At 70.9% G+C, this 26,664-nt stretch carries 21 protein-coding genes and 1 pseudogene; 8 read left to right on the top strand and 14 right to left on the bottom strand.

What is annotated here, in order from left to right:
• Positions 1-35: 35 nt before the first annotated feature.
• The 3 genes from LG388_RS07365 to gtdA all read right to left on the bottom strand — a co-directional run bounded on the left by LG388_RS07365 (position 36) and on the right by gtdA (position 3,211).
• On the bottom strand, positions 36-1,232 hold the full coding sequence (locus LG388_RS07365; protein WP_225782210.1) for a 3-hydroxybenzoate 6-monooxygenase: 1,197 nt from the start codon (positions 1,230-1,232) through the stop codon (positions 36-38).
• A 27-nt stretch (positions 1,233-1,259) separates the two neighbouring features.
• Positions 1,260-1,964, bottom strand: coding sequence for a fumarylacetoacetate hydrolase family protein (locus LG388_RS07360; RefSeq protein ID WP_225782209.1), 705 nt, complete (start codon positions 1,962-1,964; stop codon positions 1,260-1,262).
• Positions 1,965-2,137: 173 nt separating this feature from the next.
• Complete coding sequence (gene gtdA / locus LG388_RS07355) at positions 2,138-3,211, bottom strand: gentisate 1,2-dioxygenase (RefSeq protein WP_225782208.1); 1,074 nt, start codon at positions 3,209-3,211, stop codon at positions 2,138-2,140.
• Between the two features lie 180 nt (positions 3,212-3,391).
• Here gtdA and LG388_RS07350 point away from each other — a divergent pair, with 180 nt between their 5' ends.
• The 4 genes from LG388_RS07350 to LG388_RS07335 all read left to right on the top strand — a co-directional run bounded on the left by LG388_RS07350 (position 3,392) and on the right by LG388_RS07335 (position 9,405).
• Positions 3,392-4,324 (top strand): LysR family transcriptional regulator, encoded by a 933-nt coding sequence (locus LG388_RS07350; protein ID WP_225782207.1) that lies wholly within the window; start codon positions 3,392-3,394, stop codon positions 4,322-4,324.
• Positions 4,325-4,638: 314 nt separating this feature from the next.
• Complete coding sequence (locus LG388_RS07345; protein ID WP_225782206.1) at positions 4,639-6,015, top strand: dicarboxylate/amino acid:cation symporter; 1,377 nt, start codon at positions 4,639-4,641, stop codon at positions 6,013-6,015.
• A gap of 130 nt (positions 6,016-6,145) precedes the next feature.
• On the top strand, positions 6,146-8,047 hold the full coding sequence (locus LG388_RS07340; protein ID WP_225782205.1) for an ATP-binding protein: 1,902 nt from the start codon (positions 6,146-6,148) through the stop codon (positions 8,045-8,047).
• Positions 8,044-9,405: a sigma-54 dependent transcriptional regulator gene (locus tag LG388_RS07335; protein ID WP_225782204.1), complete on the top strand. Its 1,362-nt coding sequence runs from the start codon at positions 8,044-8,046 to the stop codon at positions 9,403-9,405. Before LG388_RS07340 ends, LG388_RS07335 begins: the two co-directional genes overlap by 4 nt.
• Before the next feature lie 45 nt (positions 9,406-9,450).
• Here the strand turns inward: LG388_RS07335 and paoC are convergent, their stop codons facing one another.
• From paoC to hmgA, 5 genes are all read right to left on the bottom strand, one after another.
• A complete protein-coding gene (gene paoC / locus LG388_RS07330; protein WP_225782203.1) occupies positions 9,451-11,691 on the bottom strand; it encodes an aldehyde oxidoreductase molybdenum-binding subunit PaoC in 2,241 nt (746 codons plus the stop codon).
• Positions 11,688-12,650 (bottom strand): xanthine dehydrogenase family protein subunit M, encoded by a 963-nt coding sequence (locus tag LG388_RS07325; protein ID WP_225782202.1) that lies wholly within the window; start codon positions 12,648-12,650, stop codon positions 11,688-11,690. The genes paoC and LG388_RS07325 overlap by 4 nt, the downstream gene beginning before the upstream one ends.
• Positions 12,647-13,234, bottom strand: coding sequence for a 2Fe-2S iron-sulfur cluster-binding protein (locus tag LG388_RS07320; RefSeq protein WP_225782201.1), 588 nt, complete (start codon positions 13,232-13,234; stop codon positions 12,647-12,649). Before LG388_RS07320 ends, LG388_RS07325 begins: the two co-directional genes overlap by 4 nt.
• Before the next feature lie 244 nt (positions 13,235-13,478).
• On the bottom strand, positions 13,479-14,759 hold the full coding sequence (gene fahA / locus LG388_RS07315; RefSeq protein WP_225782200.1) for a fumarylacetoacetase: 1,281 nt from the start codon (positions 14,757-14,759) through the stop codon (positions 13,479-13,481).
• Between the two features lie 32 nt (positions 14,760-14,791).
• Positions 14,792-16,105, bottom strand: coding sequence for a homogentisate 1,2-dioxygenase (gene hmgA / locus LG388_RS07310; RefSeq protein ID WP_225782199.1), 1,314 nt, complete (start codon positions 16,103-16,105; stop codon positions 14,792-14,794).
• A 186-nt stretch (positions 16,106-16,291) separates the two neighbouring features.
• On the opposite strand from hmgA, the gene LG388_RS07305 reads away from it, so the two are divergent.
• Positions 16,292-17,134 (top strand): IclR family transcriptional regulator, encoded by an 843-nt coding sequence (locus tag LG388_RS07305; protein ID WP_225782198.1) that lies wholly within the window; start codon positions 16,292-16,294, stop codon positions 17,132-17,134.
• Positions 17,135-17,222: 88 nt separating this feature from the next.
• Here LG388_RS07305 and LG388_RS07300 read toward each other — a convergent pair whose 3' ends face one another.
• Positions 17,223-18,116, bottom strand: a complete 894-nt coding sequence (locus LG388_RS07300) for a LysR substrate-binding domain-containing protein (protein ID WP_225782197.1) — start codon at positions 18,114-18,116, stop codon at positions 17,223-17,225.
• Positions 18,117-18,313: 197 nt separating this feature from the next.
• On the opposite strand from LG388_RS07300, the gene LG388_RS07295 reads away from it, so the two are divergent.
• Positions 18,314-19,678 (top strand): M20/M25/M40 family metallo-hydrolase, encoded by a 1,365-nt coding sequence (locus LG388_RS07295; RefSeq protein WP_225782196.1) that lies wholly within the window; start codon positions 18,314-18,316, stop codon positions 19,676-19,678.
• Positions 19,679-19,983: 305 nt separating this feature from the next.
• Here the strand turns inward: LG388_RS07295 and LG388_RS07290 are convergent, their stop codons facing one another.
• On the bottom strand, positions 19,984-21,483 hold the full coding sequence (locus LG388_RS07290) for a M20 family metallopeptidase (RefSeq protein WP_225782195.1): 1,500 nt from the start codon (positions 21,481-21,483) through the stop codon (positions 19,984-19,986).
• Between the two features lie 213 nt (positions 21,484-21,696).
• Between LG388_RS07290 and LG388_RS07285 the strand changes: the two genes are divergently transcribed.
• Positions 21,697-22,488 carry a DUF72 domain-containing protein gene (locus tag LG388_RS07285; RefSeq protein WP_225782751.1) on the top strand — a complete coding sequence of 264 codons (792 nt, stop codon included), beginning with the start codon at positions 21,697-21,699 and terminating at the stop codon, positions 22,486-22,488.
• Positions 22,489-22,524: 36 nt separating this feature from the next.
• Here the strand turns inward: LG388_RS07285 and LG388_RS07280 are convergent, their stop codons facing one another.
• Genes LG388_RS07280 through LG388_RS07265 form a run of 4 tightly spaced genes read right to left on the bottom strand, consistent with a single transcriptional unit; the run spans position 22,525 to position 25,476 of the window.
• Positions 22,525-23,049 (bottom strand): polymer-forming cytoskeletal protein, encoded by a 525-nt coding sequence (locus tag LG388_RS07280; RefSeq protein WP_225782194.1) that lies wholly within the window; start codon positions 23,047-23,049, stop codon positions 22,525-22,527.
• A 55-nt stretch (positions 23,050-23,104) separates the two neighbouring features.
• Positions 23,105-23,707, bottom strand: coding sequence for a YigZ family protein (locus LG388_RS07275; protein ID WP_225782193.1), 603 nt, complete (start codon positions 23,705-23,707; stop codon positions 23,105-23,107).
• Between the two features lie 48 nt (positions 23,708-23,755).
• Complete coding sequence (gene metW / locus LG388_RS07270) at positions 23,756-24,340, bottom strand: methionine biosynthesis protein MetW (protein ID WP_225782192.1); 585 nt, start codon at positions 24,338-24,340, stop codon at positions 23,756-23,758.
• On the bottom strand, positions 24,337-25,476 hold the full coding sequence (locus tag LG388_RS07265) for a homoserine O-acetyltransferase (RefSeq protein ID WP_225782191.1): 1,140 nt from the start codon (positions 25,474-25,476) through the stop codon (positions 24,337-24,339). The genes metW and LG388_RS07265 overlap by 4 nt, the downstream gene beginning before the upstream one ends.
• Before the next feature lie 594 nt (positions 25,477-26,070).
• Here LG388_RS07265 and LG388_RS07260 point away from each other — a divergent pair.
• Positions 26,071-26,562, top strand: a pseudogene (locus LG388_RS07260) (RNA recognition motif domain-containing protein); the annotation flags it as partial.
• Positions 26,563-26,664: the final 102 nt, after the last annotated feature.

The following is a 26,664-nucleotide window of genomic DNA, read 5'->3' as shown; positions in this document are numbered from 1 at the left end:
ATGATCGGTGCGCGTGTCGTGTTCTTCTGTCGCGTCTATTCGGCCAGGCAGTGGTCCACCGTCCAGCCGTACAGCCATTCCATGGCATCGTAGAAGCGCTCGGGCGTGCGGCCCTTCCAGAGGTCGTTGCGCACCAGGCGCTCCACGCCCTGGGCGTGGAAGATCCGGCCCATCTCGCGCGCCGACAGCACCACGCGCGCGGTGCGCGCCACGCGCGATTTCTGGTACAGCGCGAAGGCCGCGTCGAAGCGGTTGCCGTGCACCCGCAATGCCTCGCCCAGGGTCACGGCGTCTTCCATCGCCATGCAGGCCCCTTGCGCCAGGTACTGCAGCGTGGGGTGCGCGGCATCGCCCAGCAGCGCCGCGCGGTCGAACACCCACTGCCCGATGGGCTCGCGGTCGGCCGTGGCCCAGCGCTTCCAGTCCTTGGGCAGCTCGATCAACTGGCGCGCGCGCGGGCAGATGCCCTCGAAGTAGCTCAGCACCTCTTCGCGGCTGCCTTCGCGCACGCTCCACTCTTCCTGCTCGCGGCTGTGGAAGGTGACGACGACGTTGTACTGCTCGCCGCCGCGCAGCGGGTAGTGCACCAGGTGGCAGTGGGGGCCGACCCAGATGCTGGCCGCGTTCCATCGCAGGTCGGCCGGAAAGTCGGCACGGTCCACCACAGCGCGGTAGACCACGTGGCCGGACACGCGGGCCTCGTCCCCCACGTACTGACGGCGCACGGCCGACTTCACGCCGTCGGCGCCGATCAGGGCCTGGCCCCGGTAACGCTGGCCATCGGCCGTCAGCACAGTGACGCCGCTTGCGTCCTGTTCGACGCCTTGCACCTGCGTGCCGGTCGCGATCTCGATGCGGCCCGTGGCCTGCGCGCCTTCGAGCAGCGAGCCGTGCACGTCGGCGCGGTGGATCACCGCGTACGGGTTGCCGAAGCGCCGGCGGAAGGCCTCGCCCGTGGGAATGCGGCCGACCAGGGTTTCGTCCAGCGCGTCATGCATCACCATCTCGTCGGTGTAGACGGCGCGGGCCCGGGCGATCTCGCCGATGCCCAGCGCGTCGAAGGCCGCGAAGGCGTTGGGGCCGAGCTGGATGCCGGCGCCGATCTCGCCCAGCTGCGCCGCCTGCTCCAGCACCTGCACGTCGAAGCCGCGCCGCACCAGGGCCAGTGCCGCGGCCACGCCGCCAATGCCGCCGCCGGCCACCAGCACGGGAAGTTGTTGGCTGTCGCTCATGGAGATTGCTCCCGCGTGGCGCCGCCCTCAGGCGACGCGCACCACCAGCGGCGCGAAGCCATCCAGGCGCAGCGTCATCGTCTGGCCGCGCTGCACCGCGCCCACGCCTTCGGGCGTGCCGGTGAAGATCAGGTCGCCGGGCTGCAGCGCGAACAGGGTCGACAGGTTGGCGATCACCTCGTTGACGGACCAGATCAGGTGCGAGACGTCGCTCTTCTGGCGCACTTGGCCGTCCACCTCCAGCACGATGGCGCCCGCGTTGTATTCGCCGCCCTGGGCGAGCGGGCGCAGCGGACCCACGGGCGCCGAGAAGTCGAAGGCCTTGCCCACCTCCCACGGACGGCCCTTCTCGCGTGCGGCGATCTGCAGGTCGCGGCGCGTCATGTCCAGGCCCGGTGCGTAGCCGAAGATGTGCTGCGCGGCCTGCTCGACCGGAATGTCGCGCCCGCCCTGGCCAATGGCCACGACGAGCTCGGCTTCGTAGTGGTAGTTGGCGGTCTGCGGTGGATAGGGAAGGGTGGCGGTGCTGCCTGCGGCCACCGGCACGATGGACGCGTCGTCACCCGGCTTGCAGAAGAAGAAGGGCGGCTCGCGGTCGGGGTCGAAGCCCATCTCGCGCGCGTGCGCCGCGTAGTTGCGGCCCACGCAGTACACGCGGCGCACCGGAAAGCGCGCGTCGGTGCCCACCACGGGCAGGCCCACCACCGGTGCGGGGTCGAAGACGAAGGACATTAGAAAAAAGCTCCTGCCGCGCGGTGCGGCGTTGAAGGGTCAGAAAAAGCGTGTGTGCGGCGCCCGCACCTGGCGGTGGCAGCGGCTCGCCCGCCACCGGGCCGCCCCAAGGCGGGCGGCGCCCTCTCGGGGGGCAGCGGACCGCGCGAAGCGGGGGAGCGTGGGGGCCGACATCACCGCTCGAAGTGCTCGCGCAGCACGTCCATGGCCTGCTGCACGGGGCGGTCGGAGAAGCTGAACAGCACCACCTCGTCCTGCGCGACGAGGCGCAGCGGCGCCCACGAAGGCACGACGAAGGTGTCCTTGGGAGCGAAGTCGAAGCGCTGCCCCGCGATCTCGGCCTGGCCCCGGCCTTCGACCACGCTGTAGACCGTGCCGTCGGTGCTGCGGTGCGCGCCGCCCGAGAAGCCCGCCGGCAGCAACTGCAGGAAGGGCTGGATCGTGGGCATGGGCGAGCCGCCGGTCAGCGGGTTGACGTAGCGCAGCTTGTGGCCGGTCCAGGCGTCGGGCGCTTCCTGCTTCGCCAGCTGCGCCAGCGCCTCGCGGCTGCGCGCATAGGGGTAGCTGAAGATGGGCGAGGTGGCGCTCGCATGGTCATGCCGCACCGGCACCATGTTGTGGCCGAAGCGCGCGAAGCTGTGCCCTTCCGGCCGTGCCACGCGCTGGACCTTCACGTCGTCGTTCTCGGCGAAGCCGGCGTCGAAGAAGCGCAGCATGGGAATGTCCAGACCGTCGAGCCACACCACCGGCTCGCTCGTGCCGGCGATGCCCTCGTTGCCGTGGTCGTGCCAGGCCCACGAGGGCGTGATGATGAAGTCGCCCGGGAACATGGTGGTGCGCTCGCCGCCCACGGTGGTGTACGCCCCTTGGCCGTCGACGATGAAGCGCAGCGCCGACTGCGTGTGCCGGTGTGCGGGCGCCACTTCGCCCGGCATGATCAACTGCAGGCCCGCGTACAGCGACTGCGTGATGGAGGCGCGGCCGTGGAGGGCCGGGTTCTCGAGCACCAGCACGCGGCGCACCGCTTCTTCGGCCGTGATCAGCGTGGCCGACTCCATGAGGAAGGGCCGGATGTCCGCATAGCGCCACAGCGCCGGCACGCAGGGGCTCTGCGGCTCGCGCGGCACCAGCGCATGCAGCGACTCCCACAGGGGCGAGAGATGCAGCGCGCGGATGCGCTCGTAGTAGGCGCGGCGTTCGGCCCGCGCAGCGGCTTGGCCGGCATCCTGGGGCAGGGCGGTGTTCATGGCGATGTCTCCGGGGCAGGGCCGCCGGGCGGCGGGCATGGGATGCACGCCCATCCGGGGCTGGCACGCATTGTTCGGCCGCACCACTATCCGATCAAGCACGCTGCACGATACTTGTCATTCCAAAACGAAATAATGGTCGGTGCCCGGCACGCGGCGTTCGGCTGCAGGAGGCCCAGGATGGCAACTCTGGATCTGGCATGGCTCGCGGTGTTCGACGAGATCTACCGCACGGGCAGCGTTTCGCGCGCGGCCGACAAGCTGGGCATCGCGCAGGCGGCCGCCAGCACCATGCTCAACAAGCTGCGCGCGCATTTCGACGACCGGCTGTTCACGCGCACCGCCCAGGGCATGCTGCCCACGCCGCATGCGCAGCGCATCCACCCGCACCTGCGCGAGGTGCTGGCGCAGCTGGAACAGGCGCGCGGCAGCCAGCGCGGCTTCGACCCGGCGCGCGCCGAGCGCAGCTTTCGCATCTGCATGACGGACATCAGCGAGGTGGTGCTGCTGCCCATGCTGCTGGGGCACCTGCGCCAGCGGGCGCCGGGCGTGCACATCGAGACCGAGATCGTCTCCACCGCCAGCGCACGCCGGCTGGAGGAAGGCGCGCTGGACCTGGCCGTGGGCTTCATGCCGCAGCTGGACGCGGGCTTCTACCAGCAGAAGCTGTTCATGCAGAACTTCGTGTGCCTGGCCGCGCGCGAGCATCCGCGCATCGGCACCCGGCTCACGCGCAAGCGATTCGAGGCCGAGTCGCATGCGGTGATCGCGTCCTCGGGCACGGGCCACGCGATCATCGACAAGACGCTCGCACGCCTGGGCGTGCAGCGGCAGGTGGTGGTGCGGCTGTCCAGCTTCCTGAGCGTGGCGCGCATCGTGGCGCGCACCGAGCTGGTGGTGATGGTGCCGCGCGTGCTGGGTGAGATCCTGGCCACGCAGGAGCCGGTGAAGCTGCTGGCCCTGCCGTTTCCGATGCCCTCTTACGCGGTCAAGCAGCACTGGCACACCCGCTTCCATGCCGACGCGGGCAACGTCTGGCTGCGGCGCACGGTGGCACAGCTGTTCTCGGGCCCCCATCCGCCGGGCCGGAGTGGCCCCATGGCTCAGGGTTAACCCTTTGCTTCGATTCCGGGACATCGGAATGCCCTGCGGCGGCCCATTCCGGGTTTCCCGGCGGCCAGCGCCGGTGCATGAGAAAAACCCTTTGCATATCAGCCGCTTGCGCGCATCCGGGCGCCCCGAATCGCTGGCACCGTCCTTGCGCTGAAAGCGCAGCTGGAAGCACGGCAGCGGGTTCAGCGCTCGCACCCGCGCCGCCTCTGGAGACAAAGTCCCTCGCCCGCGCCGTCGCCCCCTCGGCGCGGCGGCCCGGTCGCCGCTCCATGCCTTCCGGCGCCCCACCCCGGAGACGCCTTTAGGACACCCGCATGGAACACACGGAACACACCGCGCCCCCGCGCGCCCAACCCTTCTACAAGTCGCTGTACTTTCAGGTCATCACGGCCATCGTGATCGGCGTGCTGCTCGGGCACTTCTATCCCGACACCGGCGCCGCCATGAAACCGCTGGGCGACGGCTTCATCAAGCTGATCAAGATGATCATCGCGCCCATCATCTTCTGTACGGTGGTGGTGGGCATCGCGGGCATGGAGGACATGAAGCGCGTCGGCAAGACCGGCGGCTATGCGCTGCTGTACTTCGAGATCGTCAGTTCCATCGCGCTCGTGGTCGGCCTGGTCATCATCAACATCGTCAAGCCCGGCGCCGGCATGAACGTGGACGCGAGCCAGCTGGACACCAAGGCCATTGCGGCCTACACCCAACCCGGCCAGATGCAGGGCACGGTGGACTTCATCCTGCACGTGATCCCGAGCACCGTGGTGGACGCCTTCGCCAAGGGCGAGATCCTGCAGGTGCTGCTGTTCTCGGTGATGTTCGGCTTCGCGCTGCACAAGTTCGGCGGTCGCGGCACGCTGGTGTTCGACTTCATCGAGAAGTTTTCGCACGTTCTCTTCGTGATCGTGGGCTACATCATGAAGGTCGCGCCCATCGGCGCCTTCGGTGCCATGGCCTTCACCATCGGCAAGTACGGCGTCAGTTCGCTGGTGCAGCTGGGCCAGCTCATGGCCACCTTCTACGTCACCTGCCTGCTGTTCATCTTCGTGGTGCTGGGCGCCATCGCGCGCGCGCACGGCTTCTCGGTGTGGAAATTCATCAAGTACATCAAGGAAGAACTGCTGATCGTGCTGGGCACCTCGTCCAGCGAATCGGTGCTGCCGCGCATGATGGCGAAGCTGGAGAACCTGGGCGTCAAGAAGTCCACCGTGGGCCTGGTGATCCCGACCGGCTACTCCTTCAACCTGGACGGCACCTCGATCTACCTGACCATGGCCGCCGTGTTCATCGCCCAGGCCACCAACACGCCGCTGGACATCACGCACCAGATCACGCTGCTCTTGGTGCTGCTGCTCACGAGCAAGGGCGCCGCCGGCGTCACGGGTTCGGGCTTCATCGTGCTGGCGGCCACGCTGTCGGCCGTGGGCCATGTGCCGGTGGCCGGCCTGGCGCTGATCCTGGGCATCGACCGCTTCATGTCCGAGGCGCGCGCGCTGACCAACCTAATCGGCAACGGCGTGGCCACTGTGGTGGTGGGCAAGTGGACGGGCGACCTGGACGCCAGCCGCATGCACCAGGTGCTGAACAACGAGACGCCCGCCGAAGCACAGGAGCCCGAAGCCGTGCTGGATGGGGTGAATCAATCCTTCCCGGCGACCGCGGCGGCCGGCAAGGCGTCGTCGGCCTGACGCGGCGCGGCCCGATTCGCCGCGCGGACAGCCTCCCTCACCCGCTCGGCACCCTGGCCAAGGGCCACCCTCCGGGGTGGCCCTTCTCATTGGGGCGGCACGCGATCACTGTGCGCGCCATACTTGGACCGTGCCGACCTCCCCGGGCGCCCTGCCGGCGCCACCCCCTTCTGCCGCTGCGCCCAAGTCGCCCTCGGGCACGCCCCGCTGGCGCCGCCCGCGCCTGCTGCGCGACGCGCTGGGCATGCTCGCCCTCGTCGCGCTGGCAGCCTGGGGCGCGCACACCTGGGTGCTGCGCCAAGGCCTGCAGCGGCTGACCGAGGCCGCCGGCCACCGGCTGGAGGTGGAAGCCACGCGGCTGCAGGGCGAGCTGGCGCGCTTCGACTACCTGCCCGCGCTGCTGGAAACCGCGCCGCCCGTGCAGACGCTGCTGGCCCAGCCGCGCGACCCGCTGCTGCGTGCCCAGGCCAGCAGCTACCTTCACGCGCTCAACGCCATCGCGGGCGCCGAAATGCTCTACGTGCTGGCGCCCGACGGCTTGGCCGCGGCCGCCAGCGACGACGGCCAGCCGAGCAGCCCAGCCGGGCGCGATCTGTCGTACCGACCCTATCTGCAGCAGGCGCTGGCCGGCGGCCGCGGGCGCTTCTACGGCATCGGCGTGACCAGCGGCGTGCCCGGCTACTACCTGGCCTATGCGCTGCCACGCGGCGGGCCCACGCAGGGCGTGGCCACGGTCAAGATCGACCTGCGTCCGGCCGAGCACGCCTGGCGCCAGATGCCCGGCCAGATGCTGGCGCTGGACGTGCACGGCGTGGTGGTGCTCGCTTCGCGCGAGGACTGGAAGTACCGCCCACGGGAAGCGCTGGATGCCGCCGCGCAGCGCGAGGCCACCGAGGCGCGCCGCTACGGCACGGCGCACCTCACGCCGCTGGCCTGGCGCGAAGGCGAACCCTTGCCCGATGCGGACAGTGCCCTGAGCGCCCGACGCGTGCGCGTGGAAGGCGAGGCCTTCGTTGCCACCGAACGCACGGTGGACGAAGGGCGCTGGCGCCTGGTGCTGCTGAGCGAGGAGGCGCCCGTGCGGGCCACCGCGCGCTGGGCCGCGGCCAGCGCCGCCCTGGCCGCCACCGCGCTGCTGCTGGCCGCACTGGTGTGGCGCCAGCGCCGGCGCATCGTGCGCCAGCAGCTGGCCAGCCGCGCCGCACTGCAGGCCGCGCACGATTCGCTGGAGCAGCGCGTGCAGGCCCGCACGGCCGAGCTGCGCGCCGCCCAGGCCGATCTGGTGCACGCGGGCCAGCTCGCCGTGCTGGGCCAGATGTCGGCCGGCATGGTGCACGAACTGAACCAGCCGCTGGCCGCGCTGCACACGCTGTCGGACAACGCGGCCCTGCTGCTGGAGCGCGGCCGCACCGAGGACGCGCGCGCCAACCTCTCGCGCATCGCGCAGCTGGTGGCGCGGCTGGGCAAGCTCACGGGGCAGCTCAAGGCCTTTGCCCACAAGCGCACCGAGCCGCCCACGCCCGTGGGCGTGGCCACGGCCGTGCAGGAAGCGCTGGCCCTGCACGCGCCGCGCCTGCGCGAAGCCGCCCTGGTGCCGCAAGTGCAGATCACACCGCCCACGCTGGCGCTGCTGGCCGAGGAAGTGCGGCTGGTGCAGGTGCTGTCCAACCTGGTGGGCAATGCGCTCGATGCGATGGCGGGCCTGGAGGCGCCCCTGCGCCAGTTGAGGATCGAGGCGGCACCGCTGAAAGACGGAGGCACGGCCCGCATCTCCGTGGCCAACAGCGGCGCGCCCATCACGCCCGAGGTCGCGGCGCGCCTGTTCGAGCCCTTCTTCACCACCAAGCCCGCCGGCCAGGGGCTGGGCCTGGGGCTGATGATCTCCTCGCACCTGGTGAGCAGCTTTGGCGGCAGCCTGCGCCTGGCCGCCGACAATGAGCGGCCCGCCGGCCTGCCCGTGGCCTTCGTCGTCGACCTGCCACTCGCACCCGCGCCGGCGCCCTCCCCTGCCCCCGCACACGCCCCCGAATGACCGACACCCTCCATCCCATCCGCGTGATCCTGGTCGAGGACGACGAGGACGTGCGCCTGGGCGCCGCCCAGGCGCTGGACCTGGCCGGCTTCGCGGTCACGCCCTTCGGCTCTGTGGAGGCCGCGCGCGCGGCCGTGCAGCCGGGCGCGCCGGCCGTGGTGGTCACCGACGTGCAACTGCCCGGCCAGAGCGGCACCGGCTGGCTGGCCGAGCTGCATCGGCTGGATGCGCAACTGCCCGTGATCCTGGTCACCGGCCACGGCGACATCGCGATGGCCGTGCAGGCCATGCGCGACGGTGCCTATGACTTCATCGAGAAGCCCTTCGCCTCCGAACGGCTGGTGGCCGTGGTGCGCCGCGCCGCCGAGCAACGCCGGCTGGCGCTGGAAGTGGCAGCGCTGCGCCGCGAACTGGACGACTGGAGCGGCATCCAGGCCACGCTGATCGGCCGCTCGGCCGCCATGGAACGCGTGCGCCAAACCGTGCGCACGCTGGCGGCCACGCCCGCCGACGTGGTGATCTACGGCGAGACCGGCACCGGCAAGGACCTGGTCGCGCGCTGCCTGCACGAGCGCAGCAGCCGGCGCGGCGGCCACTTCGTGCCCGTCAACTGCGGCGGCCTGCCCGAGAACCTGGTCGACAGCGAACTCTTCGGCCACGAGGCCGGCGCCTTCACGGGCGCTGTCAAGCGGCGCATCGGCAAGTTCGAGCATGCGGATGGCGGCACGCTGTTCCTCGACGAGATCGAGAGCATGCCGCTGGCGGTGCAGGTCAAGCTGCTGCGCGCGCTGCAGGAGCGCAGCATCGAACGCGTGGGCTCCAACCAGGCCGTGCCGGTCGACTGCCGCGTGGTGGCGGCCAGCAAGGTGGACCTGCGCGAGGCCAGCGATGCCGGGCGCTTCCGCGCCGACCTGTACTACCGCCTGGGCGTGGCTTTCATCGAGCTGCCGCCGCTGCGCGAGCGGCGCGAGGACATTCCGCTGCTCTTCGAGCACTTCACGCTGCAGGCCGCCAAACGCTACGGCCAGACCGCGCCGGTGCCCGACACGCAGGCGCTGTCGGCGCTGCTCGGCCATGCCTGGCCCGGCAACGTGCGCGAGCTGCGCAACGTGGCCGACCGCTTCGTGCTGGGCTTGTTGGGCGAAGACGTCTCGGCCACGCTGGGCGGCGCGCCGCAGGGCGTGTCATTGCCCGAACACATGGAGCAGATCGAACGCACGCTGCTCACCGAATCCCTGCGCCGCCAGCACGGCGACGTGGGCCTGGCGGCCAAGGACCTGGGCGTGCCCAAGGCCACGCTCTACGACAAGCTCAAGCGCCTGGGCATCGACGCCGCGGCCTACCGGCGCGAGGAGTGAGCGCGCGGCGCGCCGGCCCGCAGCACGGCCCGGTGCGCGCCCGGCTCAGGCGGCGTGCGGCTCCTGCGCGATCAGCTTGTCCAGCGTGACCGGGTAGTCGCGCACGCGCACGCCGGTGGCGTGGCAGACGGCATTGGCCACAGCCGCCGCCGCGCCGCACAGGCCCAGCTCGGCAAGGCCCTTGGCGGCCAGGGGCGAGGCCAGCGTGTCGGGCTCGTCGAGGAAGACCACCTCCTGCGCCGGGATGTCCGCATGCACGGGCACTTCGTAGCCGGCCAGGTCGTGGTTGATGAACAGGCCCCGGCGCGTGTCCACCGCCAGCTCTTCCATGAGCGCCGCGCCCACGCCCATGGTCATGGCGCCGATCACCTGGCTGCGCGCCGTGATGGGGTTGAGGATGCGGCCGGCCGCGCACACGGCCAGCATGCGGCGCACGCGGATCTCGGCCGTGTCCACGTGCACCGCCACTTCGACGAAATGCGCGCCGTAGGTGGAGTGCTGCCACTGCGCGGACAGCTTTTCGTCGTAGTCGATGCCATCCTCGGCCACCAGCGGGCCGTCTTCGCCGACGGCCTCGGTGAGGGTGAAGCGGCGCCCGTCGGCGCGCACGCATCCGCCGTCGAACTCGGCACGCACGGGCTCCACGCCCAGCCTGCGCGCGATCATGTCACGCAGCTTCATGCAGGCCGCGTACACGCCGCCCGTGGCGTTGGCGGCCCCGAACTGCCCGCCCGAGCCGGCCGAGACCGGCCAGTCGGAATCGCCCAGCCGCACGTCCACCTGCGACAGCGGCAGGCCCAGCAGGTCGGCCGCGGTCTGCGCCACGATGGTGTAGCTGCCGGTGCCGATGTCGGTCATGTCGGTCTCGACCGTGAGGCGGCCCTGGGCGTCCAGGCGCACGCGCGCGGCCGACTTCATGAGCAGGTGGTTGCGAAAGGCCGCCGCCATGCCCCAGCCGATGGCCCAGCGGCCCTCGCGCCGCAGACCCGGCTGCGCCGGGCGCTGCGCCCAGCCGAAGCGCTGCGCGCCCTCGCGCAGGCAATTCGCCAGCCGGCGCTGCGTGAAGCGCCGCTCGGGGTGCTCCGGGTCCACCTCGGTGTCGTTCGCCAGCCGCAGCGCGACCGGGTCCATGCCCAGCCGCTCGGCCAGCTCGTCCATGGCGATCTCCAGCGCCATCATGCCCGGCGCCTCGCCCGGCGCGCGCATGGAATTGCCTTCGGGCAGGTCCATCTCGGCCAGGTACATGGCGGTGCGCCGGTTCGCCCCGGCATAGAGCAGCCGCGTCTGGTTGACTGCGGTTTCGGGCTGGCCGCCCGGCTGGTCGCCAGACCAGCTCTCATGCGCGATGGCCGTGAGGCGGCCGTCGCGCCCGGCCCCCAGGCGGATGCGCTGGATCGTGGCCGGGCGGTGCGTGGTGTTGTTGGCCATGAGCGGCCGGTGCAGCGCCACGCGCACGGGCCGTCCGGCCGCGCGCGCGGCCAGGGCCGCGAGCAGGGTGTCGGCGCGCAGGAACAGCTTGCCGCCGAAGCCGCCGCCGATGAAGGGCGAGCGCACGCGCACCTTCTCTTTGGGCATCTTCAGCGTCCTGGCCAGGTCGGTGCGGCACCAGTCGACCATCTGGGTGGAGGTCCACACCGTGAGCCGGTCGCCGTCCCAGGCCGCCAGCGTCGCATGCGGCTCCATCATGGCGTGCGTTTCGTCGGGCGTGGTGTAGGTGGCGTCCAGCTGCACGGGCGCGGCGGCGAAGGCGGCGTCGAAGTCGCCCGCCTGCGTGCATGCGTCCTCGCCGGCCAGCGGGGCCTTCGTGCGCTCGGCCGCCAGGTCGAAGCGGCCCGCCTCGCTTTCTTCGTAGCGCACGTCGATCAGCGCCGCGGCCTCGCGCGCCTGCTCCAGCGTGGTGGCGACCACCACGGCGATGGCCTGGTGGTAGTGGTCGATGGCCGGTCCGCCGAGCAGCCGGGCGGTGTTGCGCGGGGCCTGGTCCAGCGCGCCGGCGTTGTCGGCCGTGACGATGGCCAGCACGCCCGGCGCGGCACGCGCGGCCGACAGGTCCAGGGCGGCGATGCGGCCCTTGGCGATGCCGGCGCCGCGCACCCAGCCGTAGGCGGCGCCGGGCGCCTCGTCCTGCCATCCGCCGGCCGATTCGCCGGCCCATTCACGGGTCCATTCGCCGGCGTAGGGTGCCGTGCCGGTGGTCTTGCGCGGGCCGTCCACGCGCGGCGTGGGCTGGCCCACTTGGCGCAGGGCCTCGTCGGGCACCACGGTGCTGGAGGGATCGAACTTCATGCCTGCAGCTCCTTCGCATCGGCCAGGGCCGCGGCCAGCGTGCGCTGCGCGAGCGGCAGCTTGAACGCGTTGTCGGGCCGCGGCTTCGCGTCGGCCAGCAGGCGGTCGACCACGGCCTGCGGGCCGCGCGGCAGTTCGGCGTCGGCCTCTTCCATGCGCCAGGGTTTGTGCGCCACGCCGCCCAGGGCCACGCGGCCGCTGCCGTCGGGCTGCACGATGGCCGCCACCGACACCAGCGCGAAGGCGTAGGAGGCGCGGTCGCGCACCTTGCGGTAGACCTGCATGCCGCCCACGGGCGCCGGCAGCGTCACGGCGGTGATCAGCTCGGCCGGCGCCAGCGTGGTGTCGTGCCGCGGCGTGTCGCCGGGCAGGCGGTGGAAATCGGCCAGGGGGATGAAGCGCCGCGCGCCGTCGGGCTGCAGCGTTTCCACGGTGGCGTCCAGCACGCGCAGGGCCACCGCCATGTCGCTCGGGTGCGTGGCGATGCACTGGTCGCTGCCGCCGACCACCGCGAGCGGCCGGCTGTGGCCGCCCTGCAGTGCGCCGCATCCGCTGCCGGGCTCGCGCTTGTTGCAGGGCATGTCGGTGTCGTAGAAGTAAGGGCAGCGCGTGCGCTGCAGCAGGTTGCCGGCCGTCGTGGCCTTGTTGCGCAGCTGCCCCGACGCACCGGCCAGCAGCGCGCGTGCGAGCACGCCGTAGTCGCGCCGCACGCGCGCGTCGGCCGCCAGGTCGGTGTTGCGCACCAGCGCGCCGATGCGCAGCCCGCCTTCGTCGGTGGGCGTGATGCGGTCCAGGCCGACGGCGTTGATGTCGATGAGGTGCGTGGGCGCTTCCACGCGCAGCTTCATCAGGTCCAGCAGGTTGGTGCCGCCGGCGATCAGGCGCGCGCCGGGCGTGCGCGCGAGCGCGGCCACGGCGGCCTCGGGCGTGGCCGCGCGTTCGTAGCTGAAGGGCTTCATCGCGCGGCCTCCTCGGCGTCGGCCACCTCGGCGATCGCCTGCTGGATGTTGCTGTAGGCCCCGCAGCGGCAGAGGTTGCCGCTCATGCGTTCGCGCATTTCCTCGGGCGAGCGCAGCGGCCGGGCCTGCAGGTCGGCGGTGACGTGGCTGGGCACGCCCTCACGCAGTTCGCGCAGCGCCCCGACGGCCGAGCAGATCTGCCCCGGCGTGCAGTAGCCGCACTGGAAGCCGTCGTGGCGCACGAAGGCGTCCTGCAGCGGATGCAGCTGCTGCGGCGTGCCCAGCCCTTCGATGGTCGTGACCTCGCTGCCCTCGTGCATCACGGCCAGGCTCAGGCAGGTGTTGATGCGCCGGCCGTCGACCAGCGCCGTGCAGGCGCCGCACTGGCCGTGGTCGCAGCCCTTCTTGGTGCCGCACAGCTGCAGGTGCTCGCGCAGCGCGTCCAGCAGGCTGGTGCGGTTGTCGAGCGTGAGCGTGCGCGGCCGGCCGTTGACGACCAGGTGCACCGTGCTGTGCCAGGCGGCGACCGCGTCTGGCGGCGGTGCACGGTCCTGCGCAGGTGGGGGCAAGGTGGGGCTGTGCATGGGAACTCCGTGGAGGGGCGGGGCGGCCTCGCTGCACCGGGCGTGCCAGGCAACGACGCAGTCGCCACTGTGGCCGGGGCCGGGCCCCGCCGCGCCTCGGTGCAGGGGCGGCCCCGGCGCCAGTGCAGGGCGCACGGCCCTGTGGGACGGGCCGGACACAGCCCATCGCGCCGCGGAGCCCGCGCAAAAAAGCCCCGGGGCCGAAGCCGCGGGGCTGCCAGGGAGCCGGTGCCGGACCGGGAACTCAGCCGACCACGGTGCCGCTGGCCTCGCCGAAGCCGATGCGCACGGCGCCTTCGCGCTCGCACCAGCCGCGCAGGATCAGCGTGTCGCCGTCCTGCAGGAAGGTGCGCTGCTCGCCGTTGGGCAAGGCGATGGCCTGCTTGCCGCCGAGCGTGAGCTCCATCAGCGAGCCGGCCGCATCCGGCGTGGGGCCCGACAGCGTGCCCGAGCCCAGCAAGTCGCCGGGCTGCAGATTGCAGCCGTTCACGGTGTGGTGCGCGACCAGCTGCGCGGCGGTCCAGTAGGCGGCCTCGGTCACCCGGCCGTGCGTGAGGCGCGCGGGTGCGGCCCCGTCGGCGCGCATCTTGGCGGTCTGCAGATAGACCTCGAGCGTGATGTCCAGCTGGCCCTGCTGGCGGTTGGCTTCGCCGTCCAGGTAGGGCAGCGGCTGCGGGTCGCCTTCGGGCCGCGTGAAGGGCGCGCGGAAGGGCGCCAGCGCTTCCATGGTCACGATCCAGGGCGAGACGGTGGAGGCGAAGTTCTTGGCCAGGAAGGGGCCCAGCGGCTGGTACTCCCAGGCCTGCAGGTCGCGCGCCGACCAGTCGTTGAACAGGCCGACGCCAAAGAGGTGTGCCTCGGCATCGTCGATGCCGATGGCACTGCCCAGCGCGTTGCCGGGGCCGATGTAAAAGCCCAGTTCCAGTTCGTAGTCCAGGCGCCTGCAGGGGCCGAAGCTGGGTTCGGCGGCATCGGGCGCCTTGGTCTGGCCCTGCGGGCGCTTGAAGGACTGGCCGCTCACGACGATGGAGCTGGCGCGGCCGTGGTAGCCGATGGGCACCCACTTGTAGTTGGGCATCAGCGGCTGGTCGGGGCGGAACAGCTTGCCGATGGTGGTGGCATGGTGGATGCCGGTGTAGAAGTCGGTGTAGTCGCCCACGCGGCAGGGCACGGTGTATTCCGCCTGCGCCTGCGGCAGCAGGGCCTTCGCCCAGGCCGCCTGCTGGGCACTGCCTTCCTTGTCTTTCGCCAGGCCGTCGGAGATCTTCTGGCGCAGCGCCCGGCGCTCGGCCGGCATGGCGGCCATCAGCGCGTTCATGTCGTTGGTGTCGATCAGGCCCGCGGCGCGCAGGTCCAGCACCTGGTCGCCGATGGCCACGCCGATGCGGAAGGCGTCGGTGCTGCCCGCGGCGCGAAAGCGCCCGAAAGGCAGGTTCTGGATCGGGAAGTCGCAACCGGCGGCGTTGGCGGATTCCACCCAGCTTTGGCGCTGGGCGTCGTGGGTGGCGTCGAGGGGGTAGGTCATGGAAGGTCTCTCTCGTTCAGGCGGCGAAGGGCTCAGGCGGTGAATTTGTCCTTGAGCCCCGCCCAGCAGTCGGCGTAGTCGTGGTCCAGCGGCGCGGTGTTCATCGCGAACGCAGTGGGGATGAAGCGGTAGCGGCTTTCGAACATGAAGGCCAGGGTGTTGTCCAGCTTCTGCGGCTTCAGGTCCACCGAGGAGGCCTTCTCGAAAGCCTCCTCGTCGGGGCCGTGCGGCACCATGGCATTGTGCAGGCTGGCCCCGCCGGGCTTGAAGCCGCCCGGCTTGGCGTCGTACTCGCCGTAGACCAGGCCCATGAACTCGCTCATGAGGTTGCGGTGGTACCAGGGCGGACGGAAGGTGTCTTCCATCACCAGCCAGCGCGGCGGGAAGATGACGAAGTCGCAGTTGGCCGTGCCGGGCGTGTCGCTGGGCGAGGTGAGCACGGTGAAGATGGAAGGGTCCGGGTGGTCGAAGCTGATCGAGCCGATGGTCATGAAGTTGACGGTGTCGTACTTCACCGGCGCCAGGTTGCCGTGCCAGGCCACGACGTTGAAGGGCGTGGCCTTGGCCGGCGCGCGCCAGAAGCGGCCGCCGAACTTCTTGATCAGCTCGTAGGCGCCCGCTTCCTGTTCGTAGGCCGCCACGGGCGCGAGGAAGTCGCGCGCATTGGCCAGGCCGTTGGAGCCGATGGGGCCCAGTTCGGGCAGGCGGAACTGGGCGCCATAGTTTTCGCAGACATAGCCGCGGGCGGGGCCGTCGAGCAGGTCGACCTTGAAGGCCAGGCCGCGCGGCAGCACGGCGATCTCGCCGGGCTTGACCTCCAGCAGGCCCAGCTCGGTCGTGATGCGCAGGCCACCCTGCTGCGGCACCAGCAGCAGTTCGGCGTCGGCATTGACGAAAGCCCGGCGGCCCATGGACTTCGTGGCCAGGTAGACCAGCGCGCCCACGCCGCTCTGCGCATCGGCATCGCCGTTGGCGGCCAGGGTGCGCATGCCGTCGACGAAGTCGGCCTCCGCGCCGGCCTCGAAGGGAATCGGGTGCCAGCGCAGCGGCTCGGGCGCCAGCGCGGCGTGTCGATCGCCACCGGTGGTCCACAGCGGCTGCGCATAGGGCTGGTAGCGGCCGGCCACCACCGAAGGCTGGCGGCGGTACATCCAGGTGCGGCGGTTCTCGTGGCGCGGCGCGGTGAAAGCCGTGCCCGAGATCAGCTCCGGGTACAGGTCGAAGGGCGCGCGCTGCGGGCTGTTGCGGCCCTGCGGCAGGGCGCCGGGCACGGCCTCGGTGGCGTACTCGTTGCCGAAGCCGCTCTGGTAGCGCAGGGAAGAGGAAGCGGTGTCGCTGCTGCTCATGGAAATTCCTTTGCCTCTGGGAGCCGCCTCGCGCTCAGCGGGGGCGGCCGGGTTGTCTCCACGCCTCGCTGGCCATTCTCGCCATCGGGGAGTGCTCGAACGAATTCGTTTTTAGCAAATCAGTTCGTCTAAATCTAACAACTCGAAGTGTAGTGCGCACGCGCCATCGTGTCTAATGCATTCGCCATGAACGAAAAGAACGCTGCGACACCGCCCGATGCCGACCGCCTGCAGCGCGGCATCCAGAGCATCGAGGTGGGCGGCCAGCTGCTGCAGGCCCTGGTGCACCATGGCCGGCCAATGGCGCTCAAGGACCTGGCGCGCGAGGCCGACATGAGCGCGGCCAAGGCGCATCCGTACATGGTGAGTTTCGGGCGCATCGGCCTGGTGGCGCAGGACGGCGCGAGCGGCCGCTACCGGCTGGGGCCGCTGGCCGTGCAGCTGGGGCTGATCGGCCTGCAGCAGGCCGACCCGGTGCAGGCCGCCACGCCGCTGCTGGCGCCGCTGGCGCAGGCGCTGGGCCACACGGTGGCGCTGGCCGTGTGGGGCGAGCGCGGCGCCACCATCGTGCGCATTGCCGAAGCCGACACGCCGCTGCGCGTGACGCTGCGGCACGGCACCGTGTTCTCGCTGGCGCACACGGCCTCGGGCCGGCTCTTCGGCGCCTACCTCGACCCGGCCGTGGTGCGCGCGCGGCTGGAAGACGACCGCCGCCGCGCCGCGCACGACGCGCAGGCCGGCCATGCGCCGGCGGCCGGCATGCCCGCCGCGCAGCCCGTGCCCGAATGGGCCGCCTTCGAGGCCCAGATGGCCGAGGTGCGCGCGCGCGGCCTGAGCCGCTCCGAAGGCGAGATCGTGGCCGGTATCAGCGGCATGGCCGCGCCCGTGTTCGAGCCCGCGGGCGCGATGGTGCTGGCGCTGGTCGCGATCGGCCCGGATGCCACTTTCGACAGCCGCTGGTCGGGCGCCGTGGCGCGCGAGCTGCAGGCCTGCGCACGCGAGATCTCGCAGCGGCTGGGGCGCCTGTAAGCGGCCGGGCCCGCGTGGCCGGACGGCGGCGGCAAGCCTCGGCGGCCGTGCCGCCGCCAGACCTTCGCCGGCACGCTTGCCGCCGCGCTCATGGCGATGCGGCCACCTCTTCCAGCCATTGGACGAACGCGCCCGCCAGTGCCTCCCCGGCGGTGTGCGGCGCCAGGAACAGGCTGTAGCCGATGCCCGTGCGCCCTTCCTGCGCATGGGCCTGCAGCAGCTCGCCGCTGCGCAGTTCGCGCTCCACGCAGTAGTGCGGCACCAGGCCCACGCCCAGGTCGGCGCGCACCCCCTCGATGAGCATGGAGAACAGGTCGAAGCGGTGGCCGCTGAGTGCATTGGCCGGGCGGCGCACGATGCCGGCCTGCGCGAACCAGGCCTCCCACGCGCCCAGGCGCGAACTGAGCTGCAGCAGCGGGACCTGGCGGAAGTCGCGCCGCGCCAGCGCGGGGCGCCAGCGCGACTGCGGCGCGCACACCACCACGCAGCGCTCGCGCATCAGCGGCCGCACCTGCGCACCCGGCCAGCTGGCGTCGTCGTACTGCAGGCCGATGTCGTAGGGCAGCTCGTCCATGTAGACCCGCGTGGGAAAGACCTTCAGGTGCACGCTGCAGGCCGGGTGCCGCGCCAGGAAGGCCGGCAGGCGCGGCAGCAGCCAGCGCTCGGCCAGCACGGGCACGGCGCCCACGATCAGGCGCGCGCCATCGGGGCGCTGCGACATGGCGTCCAGCGTGTGGTTCTCCAGCCGCAGCAGGTCGGCGGCCACCTGCGCGTGGTAGCGCCGGCCGGCGTCGGTGAGCGTGGTGCCGCGCGCACCGCGTTGCAGCAGACGCACGCCCAGCTGCGCCTCCAGTCCGCGCAGCTGCTGGCTGATGGCGCTGTGGGTCAGGCACAGCTCGTCGGCGGCGCGGCTCAGGCCATGGTGGCGCGCGACGGCATCGAAGATCTGCAGGGCACGTGTGCTGGGAAGATGGCGGGGCATGGCGAAGGAAAGGCCGGGCGACCGGGCCGCGCGCCAGGACGCACGGCGGGCGGGGCGGGCGGCTGTCAGAAAAACTGTCAGCCGCCGAGATTAACGCCGAGGCAGGCCGCGCGGCGCTCGCCACAATGGCCGGCGGCCACCGCTGCCACAGCCCTGTGGCGGTTCGGCCGGTCCCGTTCATTCCTCGCACACGCGCCATGCCCGCTCTTTCGACCTCCCGTTTCCTGACCTCGGTGGCCGCGGCCGCCCTGCTCGCCTGCACCGGCAGCGCTTTCGCGCAGGCCGTGGCGCCCACGCCCGCCCACGTGCGCCCGGCCATCGACCAGGCCTACACGCAGCTGATGGCCGCGCCGCAGATCCAGCAGTTGCTGGAAGCGGTGAAGGCCGACCATGCACGCTCCATCGAGGACCTGAAGCTGCTGACCGAGATTCCGGCGCCGCCCTTCAAGGAACAGAAGCGGGCCGAGGCCTTCCTCGCGCGCCTGAAGGCACTGGGCCTGCCGGACGCGCACATCGACGCCGAAGGCAATGTGGTGGGCCTGCGCAAGGGCACGGGAGGACCAGGAGGAAGTGGACCGAAGCTGCTGATCTCGGCCCACCTGGACACGGTGTTTCCCGAAGGCACCGACGTGACGGTGAAGGAGCGCGACGGCCGCCTCTACGCGCCCGGCATCTCGGACAACACGCGCGGCCTGGCGGTGCTGCTGTCCTGGCTCAAGGTGCTCAACGACCAGAAGGTGCAGACCGTGGGCGACCTGCTGTTTGTCGGCAACGTGGGCGAAGAGGAACTGGGCAACCTGCGCGGCATGAAGCACCTGTTCGCGCAGCACAAGGACATCGACGGCATGGTGGGCCTGGAGCCCGCGCCCGACGGGACGGTGCTGGTGCTGGGCACGGCCAGCCATCGCTACGAAGTGAGCTTCAAGGGCCCGGGCGGCCACAGCTACGCGGCCTTCGGCCAGGTGCCCAGCGCCATCCATGGCATGGGCCGCGCCATCGCCAAGATCGCCGAGGTGAAGACACCCACCTTCCCCAAGACCACCTTCACGGTGGGCACGGTGGGCGGCGGCACGTCCGTGAACACCATCGCCCCCAGCGCGAAGATGGCGGTCGACATCCGCTCCGACCAGATGGGCCCGCTGCTGGAGACCGAACAGAAGATCCTGGCCGCCATCGACGAGGCGGTGGCCGAGGAGAACAAGCGCTGGAACGTGAACACGCTGCATGTGGAAAAGAAGCTGATCGGCGATCGCCCGGGCGGCCGCACGCCGGCCGATTCGGTGATCGTCGAGGCCGCCACGCGCGCCAATGCGGCCTTCGGCCACAAGACGCTGCTCACGGGCGCCAGCACCGACGCCAACGTGCCGATGTCGCTGGGCATCCCGGCCATCGTCATCGGCGGCGGCGGCAAGACCGGCGGCTTCCATGCACTCAGCGAGTGGATCGACCTGACGGACGGCTGGAAAGGCGCGCAGAACTCGCTGGTGACGGTGCTGGGCCTGGTCGGCGTGCAGGGCCTGACCCAGCCGCTGCTGGAGAAACGTGCGCCAACGGCGAAATAATTGGTCACACATCGGGCCGCTCCGCGGCACGCGGCCCTGGCTGTGCGCGCGGCCCTGCAGAACAATCCGCCCACTGTCACACGCGGCCAGCAGCTTGCGCCCGCGCCCCGGCCGTCTGTGGACCGGCAACGCGATGGCCCGGCGCAAGCATGCAGGGAGGGAAGGAAGGAGGCGGCATGCGATGCCGCATGCGCCCGCGGCCAGCGCCCCCGGGGAGCCTGCCGGGCCTCTTGAAGAAGGGGCACCGGCAGCGGGGGCGCCCGCCGGGCCCGCAGGCCCGGTTTTTGTTTTTTTGGCGCTGAGCTTCAGGCCGCCTGGGCATCCTGCGATGCCGCGGGCAGCGCCGCGATCACTTCGGCCACGGCCGCCGTGAGCTTCTTGGCATAGGGCACATGCAGGAACTCGTTGGGCCCGTGCGCATTGCTCTTGGGCCCCAGCACGCCGCACACCATCATCTGCGCCGTCGGGAAGCCCGCGCTCAGCATGTTCATCAGCGGAATGGTGCCGCCCTGGCCGATGTAGCCGCAGGGCGCGCCGAAATGCGCCTGGCTGGCGGCGTTCAGCGCGTTCTCGAACCACGGCACCATCGCCGGCGCATTCCAGCCCGTGGCGGCGCCGCTGCCGTCGAAGGTGATCCTGGCCTGGTAGGGCGCGTTGTCTTCCAGCAGCGTCTTGAGTTCGGCCATGACCGAAGCCGCGTCCACCAGGGGCGGCAGGCGCAGCGAGAGCTTGAAGGCCGTGTAGGGGCGCAGCACGTTGCCGGCGTCCTTGAGCGCCGGGAAGCCCTCGGCCCCCGTCACGCTGAGCGTCGGCTTCCAGGTGCGGTTGAGCAGCGCCTCCACCGGATCGGTGGTGGTGGGCAGCGCGAAGGTGGTGGCGCCGCCGCAGTCGTAATGCGCCCAGGGAAAGCGCTTGTAGACCTCGTCGCCCAGGATGGCGGCCGTGGCGCGCGCCTGGGCCAGCCGGTCGGCCGGCACTTCGCAGTGGAAGCTGGCGGGCAGCAGGCGGCCCGTCTTGCTGTCCTCGAGCCGGTCCAGCACCTGCCGCATGATGCGGAAGCTCGACGGCACCAGGCCCGAGGCGTCGCCGGAATGGATGCCTTCGGTGAGGATCTCCACCTTCAGCGTGCCGCCGGCCAGCCCGCGCAGCGAGGTCGTGAGCCACAGCTGGTCGTAGTTGCCCGCGCCCGAGTCCAGGCAGATCACGAGCGCCACGTTGCCCAGGCGCGGACGCAGCGCGTCCACATAGGGCAGCAGATCGTAGGAGCCGGACTCTTCGCAGGTCTCGATCAGGCCGACGATGCGCGGATGCGCCGCGCCCTGCGCCTTGAGCGCCTGCACGGCCGCCAGGCTGGCGTAGACCGCGTAGCCGTCGTCGGCGCCGCCGCGGCCATAGAGCTTGCCGTCCTCGTACTTGGGCGTCCAGGGGCCGAGGTCGTTGCGCCAGCCCGTGAACTCGGGCTGCTTGTCCAGGTGGCCGTACATCAGCACGGTGTCGGTCAGGGTCGTGCCGCTGGCCGGCACCTCGAAGAAGAGCACCGGCGTGCGGCCTTCCAGCCGCACGATCTCCAGCTTCAGGCCTTCGACTTTCTGCGCCTCGACCCATTGCGCGGCATTGCGGAGCACGGTCTCGAGGTGGCCATGCGCGGCCCAGTCGGCGTCGAAGCCCGGCGACTTGGCCGGGATGGCGATGTAGTCGGTGAGCTGGCGCACGATGTCACGGTCCCACTGGGCCGTGACATCGGCCAGGGTGCGTTCGGCATCAAGCAGGGCGGCGGGCATTTCGCGGTGCAGGGGGGCGTTCATCGGTGGGGATCTCCGCACGAAGGAAGGAACCAGGCGTGCGGACATTTTGCGCCTTCGGGCGCGGGCGCGTAGAGTGGGGTGTTACATCCTGGAGCGTCCGCCGTGAGTCCTGCCCCGAAGCGCCCTGCCCCGTCGAAGTCCGTCGCCGCGCGCAAGGCCGCGCCCGAGCGGCCGCGCAAGGCGGCTTCGGCGCCCGCGCTCGCGGCGGACGACCTGGCGCACGCCGCACCGGCCCGGGCCCACGCACCTGCGGTGCGCGTGGGCATCGGCGGCTGGACCTACGAGCCCTGGCGCGGCACCTTCTACCCGCCCGGGCTGGCGCATGCCAAGGAGCTGCAGCATGCGAGCCGGCGGCTCACGGCCATTGAGGTCAACGGCACCTACTACAGCACCTTCAAGCCGGCCACCTTCGCCAAGTGGCGCGACGAGACGCCCGAGGGCTTCGTCTTCTCGCTCAAGGCCAGCCGCTTCAGCACCAACCGCAAGGTGCTGGCCACGGCCGGCGAATCGATCAGCCGCTTCATCGACAGCGGCGTGGAAGAGCTGGGCGCCAAGCTCGGCCCCATCGTGTGGCAGTTCATGCCCACCAAGGCCTTCGACGCCGAGGATTTCGAGGCCTTCCTCGAACTGCTGCCCAGGAAGGCGGGCTCGCGCACGCTGCAGCATGTGATGGACGTGCGGCATGCCAGCTTCATCGTGCCGGCCTACCAGGCGCTGGCGCGCAAGCATGGCGTGTCCACGGTGTTCACCGACGCGCAGCAGTTCCCCTCCTTCGAGGAGCCCGAGGGAACGATCGCCTATGCGCGGCTGATGCGGGCCTCGGCCACGGAGCCGGCCGGCTATGCGCCGCCGGCGCTGGACGACTGGGCCGCACGCGCGGCGCAGTGGGCGGCGCAGCGGCCGACCTTCGTCTATTTCATCAACGGCGCCAAGGAAAAGGCCCCGGCGGCGGCCCGGGCCTTGCTCGAGCGGCTGGGCTGGTCACCGAAGCCTGCCGCCCCCTGAGAAACCAGGGCCACGCGCCTCGGCGAGGCGCGACCCTCAGGCCGCGGCCTGCAGCTTGCCGGCGCTGCTGCTGTCGCCCTTGTCGGTGCCCACGCTGACCTCGCCCGACAGCTGGCCGCCTTCCTCGATCACGATCTTGCCGTAGCGGATCTTGCCCGTGACCTTGCCGGTGGAATGGATCACCAGCTTCTCGCGCGCCGTGAGGTCGCCGTCGAACAGGCCGCGGATCTCGGCGATGTCGATGGCCACCGAACCCTTGAAGGAGCCCTGCTCGGCGATCTGGATCACGCGCGAGTCCATCGTCGCTTCGACGATGCCTTCGACCACGAGCGTGTCGCAGTCGGTGATTTCCACGCCCTTGAGCTTGATGTTGGGGCCGACGGTGAGCTTGCTGCCGCCTTCCTTGACCGGCGCGCTCACGGGCGCAGCCGTGGCGAGGGAGGACGGGCTCACGGGCGAGCCGGTGAGGCTGGTGCCGCCGCCCACCAGCGGAGCGGGGCGGGAGTTCAGGCTGTCGTCAGTGCTGCTGCGCTTGCCAAAGAAGGGGGATTGCGATGCCAATGGGAGCTCCTCGGAAAACGTTGCATCGTAGGGAAGCATGCCGGCCGGTCACACTTCATTGCGCAAGATCGGTAACCAAAATCCAGGCCGCCCGCCCCTGGGTGCCGTTGTCGATGCGAACCTTCAGTTCGTCCGCCTGCGCCTGCAGCACCTCGAAGCGCAGTTCGACCCCCGCGCCATGGCGCACTTCGCCGAGCACGCCCTGCACGGCGGCCAGTTCGCGCCGCACCAGGCCTTCGAAGGCATAGGGCACGGTGCAGGCCATCGGGACGCGCCGCTGCAGCGGCACCAGCACGGCGATGCGCAGGGCCTGCGCCACGCTGTCGGTGTAGGCGCGCACCAGGCCGCCCGCGCCCAGCTTCACGCCGCCGAAGTAGCGCACCACGGTCGCCAGCGCGCCTTCCAGGTCGTGATGGCGCAGCACCTCCAGCATGGGCCGGCCGGCGGTGCCGCTGGGCTCGCCGTCGTCCACCGCCGCGGACTGGCCGCCGGCCATCAGCGCCCAGCACACATGGGCTGCTGCGGGGTGCTGCGTGCGCAGCGCGGCGACGATCGCCTGCGCCTCGGCACGGCCGCCCACCGGCTGCACGCAAGCCAGGAAGCGGCTCTTGCGCACCAGCAGTTCGGCATGCGCCGGCGCGGCCAGGGTGAAGGGCATGGGACTCAGCGGATCGAGGACGGCGCGGGCATCGACGCGGCCTGCCACTCATTCCCGCTCGAAGCGGAACACCGCCGTGCTCGCGCGCGCGTTGGGCAGCCAGCGCACCTCGCGGCCGACATGCACGCCGAAGGCGTCGAGCACGCGCAGCCGGTTCTTGCGCGCCAGCACCTCGAAGTCCTTGAAGGTGCCGACGCGGATGTTGGGCGTGTCGTACCACTGGTAGGGCAGGCGGCGCGTGACCGGCATGCGCCCGCGCGCGATGCTCACGCGGTTGGGCCAGTGCGCGAAGTTCGGGAAGGCGACGATGCCGAAGCGGCCCACACGCGCGGTTTCGCGCAGCATGACTTCGGCATTGCGCAGGTGCTGCAGCGTGTCGATCTGCAGCACCACGTCGAAGCTCGCGTCCTCGAACATCGACAGGCCTTCGTCGAGGTTGAGCTGGATCACGTCAACGCCGCGGCGCACGCACTGCAGCACGTTGCCGTCGGCGATCTCCACGCCGTAGCCCGAGCAGCCGCGCTCGCGCTGCAGCCGCTCGAGCAGGGCGCCGTCGCCGCAGCCCAGGTCGAGCACGCGCGCGCCTTCGGGCACCAGGCGCACGATGGCGCTCTGCAGGTCGAAGTCGCTCATGCGCGCACCTCCTCCAGTTCGGCCGCGATGCCATCGAACCAGGCCCGCACCACGCCCAGGTAGCGGCTGTCGTCGAGCAGGAAGGCATCGTGGCCGTGCGGCGCATCGATCTCGGCGTAGCTCACGCTGCGGCGGTTGTCGAGCAGGGCCTTGACGATCTCGCGGCTGCGCGCGGGCGAGAAGCGCCAGTCGGTGGAGAAGCTCACGAGCAGGAACTTGGCCGTGGCGCGGGCCAGCGCGGCGCGCAGATCGCCGCCGAAGGTGCCGGCCGGATCGAAATAGTCGAGCGCGCGCGTGATCAGCAGGTAGGTGTTGGCGTCGAAGTACTCGCTGAACTTGTCGCCCTGGTAGCGCAGGTAGCTTTCGATCTGGAATTCCACGTCCTGCGTGGAGTAATGGATCGCCGGGCCGTTTCTCAGCTGGCGCCCGAACTTCTCGTTCATCACGTCGTCGCTGAGGTAGGTGATGTGGCCGATCATGCGCGCGATGCGCAGGCCGCGGCGCGGCACCACGCCATGTTCATAGAAATGGCCGCCGTGGAAATCGGGGTCGGTGACGATGGCGCGGCGCGCGACTTCGTTGAACGCGATGTTCTCGGCGTTGAGGTTGGGCGCGCTCGCGATCACGGCCGCATGGCGCACGCGCTCGGGGTACTGCAGTGTCCACGACAGCGCCTGCATGCCGCCCAGGCTGCCGCCCATCACGGCGGCCAGCGTGTCGATGCCCAGCGCATCGAGCAGGCGGGCCTGCGCGTCCACCCAGTCCTCCACCGTCACGACCGGGAAGTCGGCGCCGTAGACGCGGCCGGTGTCGGGGTTCACGTGCATCGGCCCCGTGGAGCCGAAGCAGGAGCCGAGGTTGTTGATGCCGATGACGAAGAAGCGGTCGGTGTCCAGCGACTTGCCCGGCCCGATCATGTTGTCCCACCAGCCTTCGGACTTGGGCTGGCCCGCATAGCGCCCGGCCACGTGGTGCGAGGCGTTGAGCGCATGACATACCAGCACGGCGTTGCTGCGGTCGGCGTTGAGTTCGCCGTAGGTTTCGTAGGCCAGCGCGTAATCGCGGATCGACGCCCCGCTGCGCAAGGTCAGCGGCGCCTCGAAGCGCATCGACTGGGGAGTGACATCAAAGGACATGGCGCAAAGAAAACCCGGCCTCGCCAAAAACGAGCCGGGTCATGTCATGTCCGCGTCCGTCTTTAGCTGCATTTGTGAAGCGCCCGCAAGCTGGAGCAAATCGGCGCGTGGCCCAAGTATAGGCGCCGCCGCCGGGACGCGGCGCGTGCGCCCATGACGTTCCGCTCGGCCGTCTGCCTCCGATTCCGCGTTCCGGCGCCCGAGCCCGCACGGGCCGCAGGCTTCGGCGGGGCCCGCCGGTGTCCCCGCTTGGCGCGTCGAAAAATCAGGACACCTGCGCGCCCGTAAGGCGCAATTCCGGTGCGTGCGATGCCTTCTTTTTTCCGGGGATGCACCCTCTTGAGGCAAACCCTTGTCCTTTTGTGGTAGGGCATGCAGAGTGAGCAAGCGCACACATCAAGTAAATTCGGACGGCTTGACAAGCCGCGGGCAAATTCCTACTTGCAAAAGAAGCAAATCACCCATAATGGTCGGGCCTGTAGGCGGAAAAAATGCCTGCAGTCATCGGTGATCGGACAGTTTCGCCGGGCCTGCCCACCAGGTCCTGCTCTCGGGACTCCATCGCTTTTTCTCTGTGTTCATAGGAGTCCCTTGATGGGCAACAAACTGTACGTCGGCAACCTGCCTTATTCGGTGCGCGACGGTGATCTGGAACAGGCGTTCAGCCAATTTGGTGCTGTCGCCAGCGCCAAGGTCATGATGGAGCGCGAGACCGGTCGCTCCAAGGGCTTCGGCTTCGTCGAAATGGGCAGCGACGCAGAGGCGCAAGCTGCCATCGAGGGCATGAACGGCCAGTCGCTGGGCGGCCGTAATGTCGTGGTCAATGAAGCGCGCCCGATGGAACCGCGCCCGCCCCGCACCGGTGGCTATGGCGGCGGTGGCGGCGGCTACGGTGGCGGCGGCTACGGTGGTGGTGGTGGTGGCGGCTACGGCGGTGGCGGCCGCAGCGGCGGTGGCGGCTACGGCGGCGGTGGTCGCAGCGGTGGCGGCAATGACGGCGGCTTCCGCAGCCCCTATGGCACCGGCCCGCGCGGCGGTGGCGGCAACCGTGGCGGTGGCTACGGCGGCGGCGGCGGCGGCGGGGTTACGGTGGTGGCGGCGGCGGCTACGGCGGCGGCAGCTACTGACCCACGCTCACCGCGAGCTTCGGCTCGGAAAAGAGGCCCTTCGGGGCCTTTTTTTGTTGGG

The organism is Xenophilus sp. Marseille-Q4582 (assembly GCF_916700565.1).
In the GTDB taxonomy this organism is placed as follows: Bacteria; Pseudomonadota; Gammaproteobacteria; order Burkholderiales; family Burkholderiaceae_C; genus Xenophilus.
This window is presented reverse-complemented; position numbering and strand designations above follow the sequence as displayed.

Coding starts and splice junctions, on each gene's coding strand:
- LG388_RS07365 (WP_225782210.1), bottom strand. CDS start 1,232: ATGAGCGACAGCCAACAACTTCCCGTGCTGGTGGCCGGCGGCGGCATT.
- LG388_RS07360 (WP_225782209.1), bottom strand. CDS start 1,964: ATGTCCTTCGTCTTCGACCCCGCACCGGTGGTGGGCCTGCCCGTGGTG.
- gtdA (WP_225782208.1), bottom strand. CDS start 3,211: ATGAACACCGCCCTGCCCCAGGATGCCGGCCAAGCCGCTGCGCGGGCC.
- LG388_RS07350 (WP_225782207.1), top strand. CDS start 3,392: ATGGCAACTCTGGATCTGGCATGGCTCGCGGTGTTCGACGAGATCTAC.
- LG388_RS07345 (WP_225782206.1), top strand. CDS start 4,639: ATGGAACACACGGAACACACCGCGCCCCCGCGCGCCCAACCCTTCTAC.
- LG388_RS07335 (WP_225782204.1), top strand. CDS start 8,044: ATGACCGACACCCTCCATCCCATCCGCGTGATCCTGGTCGAGGACGAC.
- paoC (WP_225782203.1), bottom strand. CDS start 11,691: ATGAAGTTCGATCCCTCCAGCACCGTGGTGCCCGACGAGGCCCTGCGC.
- LG388_RS07325 (WP_225782202.1), bottom strand. CDS start 12,650: ATGAAGCCCTTCAGCTACGAACGCGCGGCCACGCCCGAGGCCGCCGTG.
- LG388_RS07320 (WP_225782201.1), bottom strand. CDS start 13,234: ATGCACAGCCCCACCTTGCCCCCACCTGCGCAGGACCGTGCACCGCCG.
- fahA (WP_225782200.1), bottom strand. CDS start 14,759: ATGACCTACCCCCTCGACGCCACCCACGACGCCCAGCGCCAAAGCTGG.
- hmgA (WP_225782199.1), bottom strand. CDS start 16,105: ATGAGCAGCAGCGACACCGCTTCCTCTTCCCTGCGCTACCAGAGCGGC.
- LG388_RS07305 (WP_225782198.1), top strand. CDS start 16,292: ATGAACGAAAAGAACGCTGCGACACCGCCCGATGCCGACCGCCTGCAG.
- LG388_RS07300 (WP_225782197.1), bottom strand. CDS start 18,116: ATGCCCCGCCATCTTCCCAGCACACGTGCCCTGCAGATCTTCGATGCC.
- LG388_RS07295 (WP_225782196.1), top strand. CDS start 18,314: ATGCCCGCTCTTTCGACCTCCCGTTTCCTGACCTCGGTGGCCGCGGCC.
- LG388_RS07290 (WP_225782195.1), bottom strand. CDS start 21,483: ATGAACGCCCCCCTGCACCGCGAAATGCCCGCCGCCCTGCTTGATGCC.
- LG388_RS07275 (WP_225782193.1), bottom strand. CDS start 23,707: ATGCCCTTCACCCTGGCCGCGCCGGCGCATGCCGAACTGCTGGTGCGC.
- metW (WP_225782192.1), bottom strand. CDS start 24,340: ATGAGCGACTTCGACCTGCAGAGCGCCATCGTGCGCCTGGTGCCCGAA.
- LG388_RS07265 (WP_225782191.1), bottom strand. CDS start 25,476: ATGTCCTTTGATGTCACTCCCCAGTCGATGCGCTTCGAGGCGCCGCTG.